Origin of the sequence: Micromonospora eburnea, assembly GCF_900090225.1 — a bacterium.
GTDB classification, from domain to species: domain Bacteria; phylum Actinomycetota; class Actinomycetes; order Mycobacteriales; family Micromonosporaceae; genus Micromonospora; species Micromonospora eburnea.
In genome coordinates, this window is sequence record NZ_FMHY01000002.1 from 5462001 (window position 1) to 5475162 (window position 13162).

At 75.0% G+C, this 13162-nt stretch carries 10 protein-coding genes; 4 read left to right on the top strand and 6 right to left on the bottom strand.

Translation table 11 applies throughout. The features are described from left to right. Positions 1-5 precede the first annotated feature (5 nt). Positions 6-458, bottom strand: a complete 453-nt coding sequence (locus GA0070604_RS23535; RefSeq protein ID WP_091122691.1) for an RDD family protein — start codon at positions 456-458, stop codon at positions 6-8. Positions 459-721: 263 nt separating this feature from the next. On the opposite strand from GA0070604_RS23535, the gene glnA reads away from it, so the two are divergent. The 3 genes from glnA to GA0070604_RS23550 all read left to right on the top strand — a co-directional run bounded on the left by glnA (position 722) and on the right by GA0070604_RS23550 (position 3589). Then, positions 722-2146, top strand: a complete 1425-nt coding sequence (gene glnA, locus GA0070604_RS23540; RefSeq protein WP_091122694.1) for a type I glutamate--ammonia ligase — start codon at positions 722-724, stop codon at positions 2144-2146. 97 nt (positions 2147-2243) lie between these two features. Then, positions 2244-2603: a PadR family transcriptional regulator gene (locus GA0070604_RS23545; RefSeq protein ID WP_091122698.1), complete on the top strand. Its 360-nt coding sequence runs from the start codon at positions 2244-2246 to the stop codon at positions 2601-2603. Continuing rightward, complete coding sequence (locus tag GA0070604_RS23550) at positions 2600-3589, top strand: hypothetical protein (protein ID WP_091122700.1); 990 nt, start codon at positions 2600-2602, stop codon at positions 3587-3589. Before GA0070604_RS23545 ends, GA0070604_RS23550 begins: the two co-directional genes overlap by 4 nt. 129 nt (positions 3590-3718) lie before the next feature. Here GA0070604_RS23550 and mptB (GA0070604_RS23555) read toward each other — a convergent pair whose 3' ends face one another. The 5 genes from mptB (GA0070604_RS23555) to GA0070604_RS23575 form a co-directional block, all read right to left on the bottom strand. Beyond that, positions 3719-5206 (bottom strand): polyprenol phosphomannose-dependent alpha 1,6 mannosyltransferase MptB, encoded by a 1488-nt coding sequence (gene mptB / locus GA0070604_RS23555; protein ID WP_091122704.1) that lies wholly within the window; start codon positions 5204-5206, stop codon positions 3719-3721. Positions 5207-5219: 13 nt separating this feature from the next. Beyond that, complete coding sequence (gene mptB / locus GA0070604_RS23560) at positions 5220-6635, bottom strand: polyprenol phosphomannose-dependent alpha 1,6 mannosyltransferase MptB (RefSeq protein WP_091127364.1); 1416 nt, start codon at positions 6633-6635, stop codon at positions 5220-5222. A 62-nt stretch (positions 6636-6697) separates the two neighbouring features. Continuing rightward, complete coding sequence (locus GA0070604_RS23565) at positions 6698-8215, bottom strand: hypothetical protein (protein ID WP_377592221.1); 1518 nt, start codon at positions 8213-8215, stop codon at positions 6698-6700. 145 nt (positions 8216-8360) lie between these two features. Beyond that, positions 8361-11369, bottom strand: coding sequence for a bifunctional [glutamine synthetase] adenylyltransferase/[glutamine synthetase]-adenylyl-L-tyrosine phosphorylase (locus GA0070604_RS23570; RefSeq protein WP_091127365.1), 3009 nt, complete (start codon positions 11367-11369; stop codon positions 8361-8363). A 2-nt stretch (positions 11370-11371) separates the two neighbouring features. Next, entirely contained in the window at positions 11372-12142 is a 771-nt protein-coding gene (locus tag GA0070604_RS23575) for a type 1 glutamine amidotransferase (RefSeq protein ID WP_091122711.1), read from the bottom strand. 125 nt (positions 12143-12267) lie between these two features. Here GA0070604_RS23575 and GA0070604_RS23580 point away from each other — a divergent pair, with 125 nt between their 5' ends. Next, complete coding sequence (locus GA0070604_RS23580; RefSeq protein WP_377592222.1) at positions 12268-13143, top strand: S66 peptidase family protein; 876 nt, start codon at positions 12268-12270, stop codon at positions 13141-13143. The last annotated feature ends 19 nt before the right edge of the window (positions 13144-13162 follow it).

Genomic DNA, 13162 nt, shown 5'->3' on the forward strand with positions numbered 1-13162 from the left:
GCAGCTCAGGAGCCGGCACGGGCGGGGCGGGGGGCGTCGGCGATGACCGAGTCGGCGAGGCGGTCGTGCAGGCCGCGCCGGTGCCCGTCCATCAGCAGAGCGGGTACGACCAGGGCGAGCAGCACGCCGCGCAGCAGCGCCCGGAGCGGCCCGATCCGACCGCCGTCCGACCAGGCCAGGCAGCGGATCCGGGTGATGTACATGCCGGGGGTCTGGACGAAGAAGCCGAGGAAGAAGGCGTATTCGAGGATCAGCACCACCACCGGCGGCCAGCCGTCCCGGGCCGGGTTGGCGAAGAGGCCGGAAACCAGCAGGCAGAGCACCCAGTCGATGATCAGCGCGCCGAACCGGCGGCCGAGGCCGGGGGGTGTGAAGGTGGGGTCCGTGGCGGGTGGGACCGGCGCGGTGGCGGTGGTGGTCACAGCGGTCAAGGGTAGTCCGGCCCCCGGCGGGACCATTGGCACCGTGGTCAGCAGGGGTGTCGGTCACGGCCCGGGTACGCCGGTTCGACGCCTGACGGAGAATCGGGCAAAGGCCATCAGACGGGTCGTCCCTGGTGCAGAGGGTGCCACCCGATGGGTGGTTGACGGTGGCTCAGCGGGGTAGATGACGCTCCGCGAGGGCCGTAACACAGCGGAAACAGAGGAGACACGGCCGGGCAACCCCACCGCAATACCGTCGCCAGGAGCCAGCCACCGGAGTGAGCCTGCCAGGAGGACACGTGTTCGCCAATCCCGAGGAACTCCTGCGATACCTCAAGAACGAGGACGTGAAGTTCGTCGACGTACGTTTCTGTGACCTGCCCGGCGTGATGCAGCACTTCAACCTGCCGGTCGAGTCCTTCGACGACAGCGTCTTCACGGACGGCCTCGCGTTCGACGGTTCGTCGATCCGCGGCTTCCAGGCGATCCACGAGTCGGACATGCTCCTGCTCCCGGATGTCGCGACCGCCTTCATCGACCCGTTCCGCGCACAGAAGACCCTCGCGCTCAACTTCTTCATCCACGACCCGTTCACCCGGGAGGCATACTCCCGTGACCCGCGGAACGTGGCCAAGAAGGCCGAGGCGTACCTGGCCGCGAGCGGCATCGCCGACACCGCGTACTTCGGCGCCGAGGCCGAGTTCTACATCTTCGACTCGATCCGCCACGAGACGTCCGCGCACCAGTCGTACTACTACATCGACTCGGTCGAGGGCGCCTGGAACACCGGCCGCGAGGAGCAGGGCGGCAACCGCGGCTACAAGACCGCGTACAAGGGTGGCTACTTCCCGGTGCCGCCGGTCGACCACTTCGCCGACCTGCGCGACAGCATCGTGCGCCGGTTGGTCGACGCCGGCTACACCGTGGAGCGCTCGCACCACGAGGTCGGCACCGCCGGCCAGTCGGAGATCAACTACCGATTCTCCACCCTGCTGCACGCCGGTGACCAGATGCAGCTCTTCAAGTACATCGTGAAGAACGAGGTCTGGGCCAACGGCAAGACGGCGACCTTCATGCCGAAGCCGCTCTTCGGCGACAACGGCTCCGGCATGCACACCCACCAGAGCCTGTGGCTGAACGGCGAGCCGCTGTTCTACGACGAGACCGGCTACGCCGGCCTCTCCGACACCGCCCGCTGGTACATCGGCGGCCTGCTGCACCACGCGCCGTCGCTGCTGGCCTTCACCAACCCGACGGTCAACTCGTTCCGCCGCCTGGTGCCGGGCTTCGAGGCGCCGGTCAACCTGGTCTACTCGCAGCGCAACCGCTCCGCCTGCACCCGCATCCCGGTCACCGGCAGCAACGCGAAGGCCAAGCGGGTCGAGTTCCGGGTGCCGGACCCGTCGGCGAACGTCTACCTGGCCTTCTCGGCCATGCTGATGGCCGGCCTGGACGGCATCAAGAACAAGACCGAGCCGCCGGCGCCGATCGACAAGGACCTGTACGACCTGCCGCCGGAGGAGTGGGGCGACGTCAAGCAGGTCCCGGGCTCGCTGCCGGAGGTGCTCGACGCGCTCGAGGCCGACCACGACTACCTGCTCGACGGTGGAGTGTTCACGCCGGACCTGATCTCCACCTGGGTGGAGTGGAAGCGGGCCAACGAGGTCGACCCGGTGCGCCTGCGCCCGACCCCGCACGAGTTCGCCATGTACTTCGACTGCTGAGTCTCGACCGACGGCCGGGCCGGCTCCGCGACAGCGGGGCCGGCCCGGCCGCACGTAACGGGCCCCGTAATACCTTCGCGTCCGATACATTGAACGGGTGGACACTCCCCTACGCGAACCCACCTATCTGATCCTCACCGCGCTCGCCGCCGAGCCGCTGCACGGGTACGGCATCATCGGCGAGGTCACCACCCTCTCCCAGGGGCGCGTGGCCCTGCGTCCCGGCACGCTCTACGGCGCCCTGGACCGGCTGGTTGACGCCGGTCTGGTGGAGGTCGACCGGGAAGAGGTGGTGGACGGCCGGCTCCGCCGCTACTACCGCCTCTCCCCCGCCGGCGACGCCACGCTCAGCGCCGAGACCGAGCGGATGCGGCGCAACGTCGAGGCCGCCACCGACCGGCTGCGCCGTCGCGCCGCGAGCCGGGCGACGGCGCACCTGGCGGGCGGGCTGGCATGAGCGACCTCGAACGCCGCTACCTGCGTCTGCTGCTCGCGTACCCCGCCGAATACCGTCGGCTGCGCGGGGCCGAGATCGTCGGGACGTACCTCGACCTGGCCGGACCGGACCGGCGCTGGCCCTCACCGGCGGACGCCGCCGACCTCGTTCGCGGCGGCCTGCGCCAGCGGCTGCGGGCCGCCGGGGCCGCCGACCTGGTTCCCGGGGTACGCCTCGCCGCCGTCCTCGCCTTCCTCACGGCAACCGCCCTGGCCGCGGCCTGGTCCGTGCTGGAGTTGCGCCCGCCGGCACCCGAGTCGGGGCTACCGCCGCTCGGCCCGTTCAACACCATCGGGATGGTGGCCTGGGCCGCCTGGCTGGCCGCCGGGGCGGCGCACGCCCTCGCCCCACGGCGCTACGCGCGCCCGATTCTCTGGGCCGCCGTGCTGGCCACCGCCCTGGTGGTGCCGGTCTCCGCGCTGGCCGGCCTGGCCCGGCCGCCGCTGCTGGTGCTGGCGCCTCAGCTCGCGCTGGGCGTGGTCGCGCTCGGGATGCCGGCACGACTGCCGCTCGCGGCGCGCGCTGCCCTGCTCCCGGGAAGCGCCCTGGCCGCGGGCCTGGCGGCAAGCCGGATCCGGGACGGCTACTTCTTCGAGAGCTACCGTGGCATCGAGGTCGGGCCACTCGCCGGCACGGTGCTGCTGGTGGTCGCCCTGGTGCTCGCGCTCGACCGGGCGCGCGGGCGCGACTTTCGCGGCGGTTGGGCGCTCCTCGTCCTGGCCACCCCCATCGGACTGCTGTTCGTTCGGGAGCTGGCGGAGCGGGCCGTCGGACGGAACCCGGACTGGGCCGGGGTGAGCGGCACGGCCGTGGCCGTGGCCGTCGCCGGGCCCGCGCTCCTGATGTGTGCCCTGGCCGTCCGGGCCCGAACGGCGCCAGCACAGCCCCGATCGGCCTGCCCCACCTGCGGGTCGTCCCGGGGACCGACCCGATCGTGGGGACGCTGACGGCCCGGTCGTTCCGCGCCCTTGATCCACCCGACCTGCCGCAATCGGCGGTGCCGAGCGCCGCGGTGACCACAACCTGCCGCAACCCGAGTCGATCAAGGCAGGCCGAGGGCAGGTCGGGCGGATCGGTCAGCGGGCGCGGCGGGCCAGGCCGGCGCGGACCGCCCGAACCACCACCGCCACCACCAGCGCGGTCATCAGGACCGCGCCCGGCGCCTTGGTGAACCGGGCCAGGTTCGCGCCGTCGGGCAGGGTCAGGCAGGACGCCACCGCGCTGGGCGCCACGAACCACACGGTCCGGGCCACCGACAGCGTCGCCACCGCCAGCACCGCCAACGGCCAGGTCGCGTACCAGGGATGGAAGACCGGAGCGAGCAGCACCGTGGCGGCCAGCGCCAGGCCCGCCCCGGTCAGGGCCACCCGGGGCCGGGCCACGGCCAGCCGGAGCACCCGCTGCCGGACGTCGTTCAGCCGGCGCAACGCCGTCCAGGACCGCCACCAGAGCACCACCAGCAGCACCGCGAGCACCGCCAGCGCGACCACCCGGACGACCCCCACCGCCCCCGGTTCCCGGCCGAACAGCCCGCCCGCGTAATCGATCACGAACCCCACCGCGGTCGGCGGTGAGGTCCACTGCTGCGACTCGCCACTGCGGGCCACGCCGCCCACCCAGCCCAGCCCCAGCCCGGTGGCCAGCGAGGCGACCACCAGCGCGGCCACCACTCCGCCGGCCAGCCAGCCGCCGTCGCGGAGCAGCGCCCGCACCGTGTAGCGGCCCGCCACGGCCGCGAGCGCGGCGAACGGGAGCACCACCACCACGATGGCCTTCACCGCCACCGCCAGCCCCAGCAACACCCCGGCCACCAGCAGCGCCCCCGGCCGGCCGGGCCGGCGTACCAGCACCAGCAGGCCGAACAGCAGCAGCCCGAGCCCGACCGCGTCGTTGTGCGCGCCGGCCACCAGATGCACCCCGACGAGCGGGCAGGCCAGCGCCAGCCAGGCCGCCCGCCGGATCGGCACACCGACCGCCCGGGCCAACCCGGGCAGGCAGAGCGCGGCCAGCAGCACCCCGGCCACCGCGATCACCCGCAGCAGCACGATCGTCCCGGCCAGGCCACCGCCGAGCAGCACCGCCAGGCCCGCCAGCAGGACGAAGAACGGCCCGTACGGCGCCGGGGTGTCCCGCCAGATCGGCGACACCGTGTCGGTCCAGGGACAGCCGGCGGCGGCCACCCCGACCCGGTACGGATCGACGCCGTGCGCCCAGGACCAGCCCTGGCAGGCGTACGAGTAGACGTCCCGGCTGCCCATCGGCGGCGCGACCAGCAGCGGCAGCAGCCAGAGCCCGGCGGTCAGGTACGCCCAGCGGGCCGACGGAGCGCCCCAGCGCAACGACCACCAGGCCCACACCATCAGGACGGTGCCGGCCAGCCAGCAGCCGAGAACCGCCGGCCCGTGCGGGGCCCGCCAGATGTCGAGGAGTTCACTGCTGGCGGGGGCGCCGGGCAACGCCCCGCCCAGCCAGGCGGCGACGGTCAGCAGCACCGCCCCGGCGAGGCCGGCGTAGCGGGCGAGGGCGGCGGCGACGGGCCGGACGGGCCCGCCGCGCTCACTCACCCGCGTGTTCTCCTCAGTCGGCTGTCGCGTCGGCGGGAACCGGCTGCCGGGCCGCCCGAGCCGACCGTACCAACCAAACCGTGACCACGATCACCAACAGCGTCATCAGGGGCGCACCGGGCATCTTGCTCCACCGGGCCAGGCCGACGCCGTCCGGCAGGATCAGGAACGACGCGACGGCGGCGACCACGATGTACCACTTCTCCCGAAGCGCCGCGGTCGCGGCGAGGACGGCCAGCGGCCAGACCCAGTACCAGGGGTGCACCACCGGGGAGAGCGCCACGGTCAGGGCCAGCGCCAGCCCCGCGTGGTAGAGCGGGTCCCGGTCCCGGGCCCGCCACCAGAGCCAGACCAGCAGCACGGCGAGCAGCACCACCGCGATCCCCCGGGTCACCGGGAGCGCGTCGATGTGCGCGCCGAAGAGCACCGCGACGTACCCGACGGTCTGGCCCACGGCGGTCGGCGGGGAGGTCCAGGCGACCGCGGCCCCGCCCTGCGACAGGCCACCGACCCAGCCGAAGTCGAGGCCGCTACCGAAGGTCACCGCGACCACGACGGCGATCGCGCCGCCGACCACCCACCCGCCGTCGCGCACCAGCGTCCGAATCCGGTACGGCCCGACGATCGCCGCCAGCGCCGCGAACGGCACCACGACGAGGGCGGTCACCTTGATCGCCACGGCCACGCCGAGCAGCGCTCCACCGGCCAGCAGCGGACCGGGCCGGCCCGGCCGGGAGGCCACCACGGCCAGCCCGGCGAGCAGCGCCCCGACCATCAGGGCGTCGTTGTGCGGACCGCCGATCAGGTGCATGGCGACCAGCGGGCAGGCCACGGCCAGCCACACCGCCCGCTCGGCCGGTACGCCGCACCGCCGGGCGAGCACCGGCACGGCGTACGCGATGAGCGCCACGCCGGCCAGGCTGATCAGGCGGAACGCCACGATGCTGGCGGTCAGCGAGCCGGTCGCCTTGACCACCGCGCCGGCGAGCAGCACGAAGAGCGGACCGTACGGCGCCGGGGTGTCCCGCCAGATGTACGAGACGCTGTCCAGCCACGGGCAGGGCAGCGCCGACACCCCCTGCTCGTACGGGCTGATCCCGGCGGCGTAGCTGGCGCCCTGACAGGTGTACGCGTACACGTCCCGGCTGCCGAACGGCGGCGCGACCAGCATCGGCAGCAGCCACAGCCCGGCGGTCACCAGCGCCCAGCGGACCGACGGCACCCGGTCCCGCAGCGACCACCAGGCCCACACCAGCAGTGCGGTGCCGGCCAGCCAGCTACCGAGGATCAACGGCCCGTGCGGGCCCTGCCAGATGCTGACCGGGTTGGAGCGCAGCTTGCCGTGCGGGAGCGCGCCGCCGAGGAAGGTGGCCACGGCGAGCAGCACCGAGCCCGCCAGGCCGATCCAGCGCGAGAGGTGGTGAGACACCCCGCCATGCTGCCAGCCGGGGCGGGCGGGACCGACGGTGGGCACCGGAGCGGGTGATGTGTTCAGCACCGGTTCGCCGGCGTGAGGCTGCTGGAGATGGCGTACTCGCCCGGGGTCCCCACCCGCACCTCGGTCCAGCCGTCCGGCCCCGGCCGCAGGCACCCGTCCGCCCCGTCGAGGGACAGCCAGCGCGACCACCGGACCCGGACCGGCACGTTCCCGGCCCGATCCGTGGTGAACCGCACCCGCGCCTGGTCGGCGGCCACCAGCCGGCCCGGCGCACCGACCAGCGGCGTCGGGTCGGTCACGGCGTACAACCGCCAGTCGGCGTTCCGCCACACCTCGCGCAGGTAGGGCTGGCCGGCGAGGACCAGATCGGCCTCGGCCCGCCCCCACCGGTCCGGCGGGGCGTCGGGCGCGACCGCGACGTACTGGACCGCCTCCCGGCGGAGCCAGTCCGCGTAGGAGTCGGCGGTCGGCCCGTCGCCGTAGAAGAGTGCGTTGCGGTCGCTGTCCACCTGCCGTTCCCAGCCCCGCGCCAGTGGCACGGTCGGCGGCAGGTACGCCGACTCCCAGTGCTCCCGCAGCGGCACCACCTCGACCCGGCCCACCGGCTGCCGGCGGGCCAGTTCGTCGGCGAGCGGGCGGTGGAAGGCGGCGGCGCTCTCCGCCGAGCCCGCGCGGGTCACGTCGCTGACCATCACCGGGTTCTGCCACCAGACGGTGGCGGCGAGCAGCCCGGCCAGCCACGGGCCGGGCAGCCGGGCGTACCCGGCGAGCACCGGCAGCGCGAACAGCATCGGCAGCCGCAGCGCGTTGGAACCGATCGGGCTGGGCAGGTAGAAGGCGGCGACCAGCAACAGCACGGTGAGCGCCGAGCCGATCCGCAGCACCCGGCACCGCCGGGGTACGACGGCGAAAACCAGCACGGCCAGCGCCACGTTGATCTTCATCGACTCGGGCGAGTACGGCTGGGTGCCGCCGTTGCCGAACAGCAGGGCCATCGGGGCGAGCGCGAGCGCCGGCGCGACGCAGAGCACCAGGCTCTCGGCCAGCGGGCGGTCCGCCCGCCAGCCCCCCGGCAGTGCCCGTCCCGGGCCGTCGCCCCGGCGCAACGCGGCCAGCAGCAGCGCCGCACCGGCCAGGCCGGTGAAGAGCCCGGCCACCGGGCTGGCCCAGGTGGCGGCCGCACCGAGCACGGCGGCCAGGGTCAGCCGCACCGGCCGGCCCGGCCGGCCGGCGCCCACCGCGCAGAGGGCGAGCAGCCCGAACGCGAGGCCGACGGCGAAGGTGATCCGGCCGCTGGCCAGGTTGCCGACCAGCACCACCGCGCCGAGCACCCCGGCGAGCACCGGCCGGCGGGCCCGGTGCCGGACGAACAGAGCGCCCAGGGCCGCCGCGCCCAGCACTGCGGCGAGGACGCCCAGCGGCCGCACCCCGAGCCACGCGCCCAGCCGGGCGGTGAACAGGCTGTAGCCGTACTGGTTCACCCCGCCGTACCAGCCGAGGTCGATCGGCGCACCGCCGTGGCGGTCGACGAACCCGGCCCGGGCGACCTGAGCGGCCAGGTCGGTGCCCATCGGCGGGGCCAGCAGGAACACCACGCCGAGCACCAGCGCCACCCCGGCCGCCACCAGGCTCGCCGGCACCGTGTCCGCCGGCCGCCGGGTTAACAGGGGGCCCCTGCTATGCAGGAGGCGATAAGAGGGGGCCCTTCCTTTCACGTCAGTCATTGAGGACTCGTTCCATGGCGGTGCGGGAGCGGCGGGCGGTGCGGAGGTATTCGTCGAGGAACTCGCCGGGGTCGTCGCGGCCGAGCAGGCGCACCACCCCGGCCAACTCCACCCCGTGCCGGGGCAGTTGGTCCCCGGCCCGACCCCGGACCAGCATCAGCGCGTTGCGGACCTGCGCCGCGAGGGTCCAGCCGGCCGCCATCTCCACCGCGTCGTCCGGGTCGACCAGCCCGGCGTCGCGGGCGGCGGCCAGGGCGTCGAGGGTACGCGTGCCGCGCAGCTCGGGTCGCCGGCCGGCGTGCCGGAGCTGGAGCAACTGCACCGCCCACTCGACGTCGGCCAGGCCGCCCCGGCCCAGCTTGGTGTGGGTGGCCGGGTCGGCGCCCCGGGGCAGCCGCTCGGTCTCCACCCGGGCCTTGATCCGGCGGATCTCCACCACCTGCTCGCGGGTCAGCCCGTCGGGCGGGTAGCGCACCGGGTCGATCATCGCCTCGAACTCGGCGCCCAGGTCGGCGTCCCCGCACACGAACCGGGCGCGCAGCAGCGCCTGCGCCTCCCACACCTTCGACCAGCGGGCGTAGTAGTGGGCGTACGCGGCGAGGCTGCGTACCAGCGGGCCCTGCCGGCCCTCCGGGCGCAGGTCGGCGTCGACCCCGAGCGGCGGGTCGGGGGCGGGCGCGGAGAGCAGCCGGCGCAGTTCCTCGGCGATCGCCTGGGCCGCGGCACTGGCCGCCGACTCGTCCCCGCCCGGCGGCGGGTCGTAGACGAAGAGCACGTCGGCGTCGGAGAGGTAGTTGGACTCGTACCCGCCGAGCCGGCCCATGCCGATCACCGCGAAGCGCAGCCCCGGCGGCGCCGGCTGGGCGGCCCGGGCGGCCCGCAGCGCGGCGGCCAGGGTGGCGTCGGCCACGTCGGAGAGGGCGGTGCCGACGGTGGTGACGTCGGCCAGCGTGGGTACCGGCTCGGCGGGGCGGGGGGTGAGCGGGGCGAGCGAGCCGGCCCGACTCAGCACGTCGGCGCAGGCGAGGCGGACCAGTTCCCGGCGGCGCAGGGCGCGCACCGCCCGGATCGCCTCGACCGGGTCGTCGTGCCGGGCCGCCGCCGCGGCGAAGCCCTCGCAGAGCACCTCGCGGCCCCGCGGGGTCAGCTCGGCGTCCTCGGCCAGCAGCCGCAGCGCCTCCGGTTCGCGGGCCAGCAGGTCGGCGGCGTACCGGGAGGAGGAGAGCACCCGGGCCAGCCGGCGGGCGACCGGTCCGGAGTCCCGGAGCAGCCGCAGATACCAGGGGGTGCTGCCGAGCTTGTCGGAGACCTGCCGGTAGTTGAGCAGCCCCCGGTCCGGTTCCGGCGCGTCGGCGAACTCGCTGAGCAGCACCGGCAGCAGGGTGCGCTGGATCGCGGCGGTCCGGCTCACCCCGCCGGTGAGGGCTTGGAGGTGACGCAGCGCCCCGGCCGGGTCGGCGAAACCGAGGATCTCCAGCCGGTGCCGGGCCGCCTCCGGGGTGAGCCGCAGTCCCTCGGCGGGCACCCGGGCCACCGCCTCCAGCAGCGGCCGGTAGAGCAGTTTCGCGTGCAGCCGGCGTACCTCGGTGGCGTGGGTGACCCACTCGGCGCGAAACTCCTCGACGGCGCTGCGGCCCGGGGTGGCCGCGTAGCCGAGCGCGGCGGCCAGCCAGCGCAACGCGGCCGGCTCGGTCGGCACGGTGTGGGTCCGGCGCAGGCCCTGGAGCTGGAGCCGGTGTTCGACGCCGCGCAGGAAGCGGTAGCCGAGCAGCAGCGCCTCCCCGTCGGCCCGGCCGACGTAGCCGCCGGCGACCAGTGCGCGCAGCGCGGGGATCGTCCCCGGCGCCCGCAGCGAATCGTCGCCCCGGCCGTGCACGAGCTGGAGGAGCTGGACGGCGAACTCGATGTCGCGCAGCCCGCCCGGACCGCGCTTGATCTCGCGGTCCAGCTCCTTGGGCGGGATGTTGTCAATGATCTTCCGGCGCATCGCGCGGACGTCCTCGACCGCCTCCGGCCGTTCCGCGGCGGTCCACACCAGCGGCGCGAGCGCCTCGATCCACTCCCGGGCCAGGCCCAGGTCGCCGGCCGCCGGCCGGGCCTTGAGCAACGCCTGGAACTCCCACGTCCGGGCCCAGCGGCGGTAGTAGGCGAGGTGGCTGGCGAGGGTACGCACCAGCGGTCCGCGGTTGCCCTCCGGCCGCAACGCGGCGTCGACCGGCCAGGCGACCAGCCCGCAGACGTGGATCAGCCGGGTGGCGACCTGGGTCGCGGCGGCCAGGTCGTCGTCGGAGGCGGCGACGAAGATCACGTCGACGTCGGAGACGTAGTTCAGCTCCTCGCCGCCGCACTTGCCCATCGCCACCACGGCCAGCCGCGGCCGGGGCGTGCCCTCCGGCAGCTCGTCGACGGCGAGCCCGTACGCGGCGGCGAGGGTGGCGTCGGCGAGCCCGGAGAGCGCCGCCATGGTCTGTTCCAGCCCGCGCCCGCCGGTCAGGTCCGCCGCCGCGATGCGCAACAGCGCCAGCCGGTACGCCTGCCGCAGCACCGGCACCGGGCCGGTGACGCCGGTCAGCCGGGCGGCGGCGGCCAGGTCCAGGCGGCCGTCGGCGGCCGGCCCGCGCCCGTCCGGACCGGTGCCCAGCACCACCCACTGGCCGGGGTTGGCCACCAGGTGGTCGCCGAGCGCCGCGGACGCGCCGAGCACCGCGACCAGGCGCCGCCGCAGCCCCGGATCGGCGGCCAGGGCGTCCAGCACCGCCGGCTCGTCCGCGGTACGGCGTTCCGCCTCGACGAGGCGGTGCAGCTGGCGCAGCGCCAGGTCCGGGTCGGCGGCCCGGGAGAGGGCGGCCAGCAGCTCACCGGCCGGCTCGTCGGTGGGCTCCTGCACGTCCGGCCGCCACAGCCCGAGCCCGTCCGGGCCGAGCAGGTCGGCTGCCCGGGCCCGGCCGTCGCCCTCGGCGAAGCCGTACCGGGCGAGGCGTCCCCGGCTCGGGCGGGTCATCGTCACTGCCCCAGCAGGGGCAGGCTGCGGCGGAGGGTGTCGTCGTCGTCCAGTTCGCCGAGGGCGAGGGCGGCGAACCGGATCGCGAACGGCTGCCACACCTCCTCGACGTCGGCCATCACCTGGTCGCAGGCGGCCACCACCAGCTCCGGGTCGTAGTCCAGCTCGGCGAGGAGCGCCGAGTCACGGGCCCAGTCGGCGATCATCGCGGTGTCGCACTCGATGTGGAACTGCAACCCCCAGGCCCGGTCGCCGAGGCGGAACGCCTGGTGCGGGTAGCGGGTGGAGGCGGCGAGCAGGGTGGCCCCGTGCGGCAGCTCGGTGATCTCGTCGGTGTGCCACTGGAACACGTCCGGCATCAGCGGCACGTACCGGAAGAGCGGGTCGGTCTCGGCGGCGTCCCGCTTGCCGACCACGGCCGGCCCGACCTCCGGCCCGGACGGGCTCCGCTCGACCTGCCCGGCGTGCGCGCTGGCCAGCAGTTGCGCCCCGAGGCAGACGCCGAGGGTAGGGATCCGCTGCCGGACCGCCTTGCGCAGCAGCCCCTCCAGGGCGGGGAACCAGGGCGCGCCGGGGCTGCCGTCGGCCAGCGGGTACGCCTGCTGCTCGCCGCCGAGCACCACCAGCGCGGCGTACCCGTCGAGGTCGGCGGGGAGCTGGTCGCCGGCGTACGGGCGCAGCACCCGCAGGTCGACGCCCCCCTCGGTGAGCCATTCCCCCAGTCGGCGGAGGTCGTCGGTCGGGTCGTTCTCGATCACCAGCGCGGTCGCCACGACGTCGAGGCTATCCGGTGGGCGGCGGACGGCCCGGAACGGCTCGGCGGGCGGCTCACTAGGCTGCCGCTGTGGCCATCGACGACTGCCTGCGCCCACCGGTCCTGCGTCCCGGCGACACCGTGATGCTGGTGTCGCCCTCCGGTCCGACCCGGCCCGAGCGGGTGGCCCGCGGCATCGAACTGCTGACCGGCTGGGGGCTGCGCCCGGTGCTGGCCCCGAACGCGTACGCCCGTCAGGGCTACCTGGCCGGCGGCGACGAGCTGCGGGCCGCCGACCTGAACACCGCTTTCGCCGACCCGGAGGTACGCGGGGTGATCTGCACCCGGGGCGGCTACGGCGCGCAGCGGGTGGTGGACCGGGTCGACATGGACGTCGTCCGCCGGGACCCGAAGGTGGTGGCCGGCTTCTCCGACATCACGGCGTTGCAGTTCGCGCTCTGGCGGGGCGCCCGGCTGGCCAGCGTGCACGGCCCGGGGGCGGCGTGGCTGGACGACCGCACCCCGCCCCGCTCGGCGGAGTCGCTGCACGCCGCGCTGATGACCACCGAACCGGTCACGGTCGCCGCCGTCGAGGCGGAGGAGACCTTCCCGGTACGGGTGCCCGGCCGGGCGGCGGGCCGGCTGCTCGGCGGCAACCTCTGCCTGATCGCGGCCTCGATCGGCACCCCGGACCTGCCGGACCTGACCGGGGCGGTGCTACTCGTCGAGGAGGTGCAGGAACCCCCGTACAAGATCGACCGGATGCTCACCCAGCTGCGCCGCTGCGGCGCGCTGGCCGGGGTCGCCGGGGTGGCGGTGGGCCAGTTCACCGAGTGCGCGGACGGCTGGGACACCACCGTCGCCGACGTGCTGACCGAGCGCCTGGGCGACCTCGGCGTCCCGGTGCTCGGCGGCCTGCCGATCGGTCACGGGGTCGGCCAGCTCACCGTCCCGGTCGGCACCCCCGCCGTCCTGGACGCGGACGCCGGCACCCTGACCGTCTCCCCCGCCGTCCACTGACCCCCACCCCCGACCCGTC

Bases quoted from the DNA above. Each gene is read 5' to 3' on its own strand.
- GA0070604_RS23535 (WP_091122691.1), bottom strand. From the start codon at position 458: ATGGTCCCGCCGGGGGCCGGACTACCCTTGACCGCTGTGACCACCACC.
- GA0070604_RS23565 (WP_377592221.1), bottom strand. From the start codon at position 8,215: ATGGGCACCGACCTGGCCGCTCAGGTCGCCCGGGCCGGGTTCGTCGAC.
- GA0070604_RS23550 (WP_091122700.1), top strand. From the start codon at position 2,600: ATGAGCGACCTCGAACGCCGCTACCTGCGTCTGCTGCTCGCGTACCCC.
- GA0070604_RS23570 (WP_091127365.1), bottom strand. From the start codon at position 11,369: ATGACCCGCCCGAGCCGGGGACGCCTCGCCCGGTACGGCTTCGCCGAG.
- GA0070604_RS23580 (WP_377592222.1), top strand. From the start codon at position 12,268: ATGCTGGTGTCGCCCTCCGGTCCGACCCGGCCCGAGCGGGTGGCCCGC.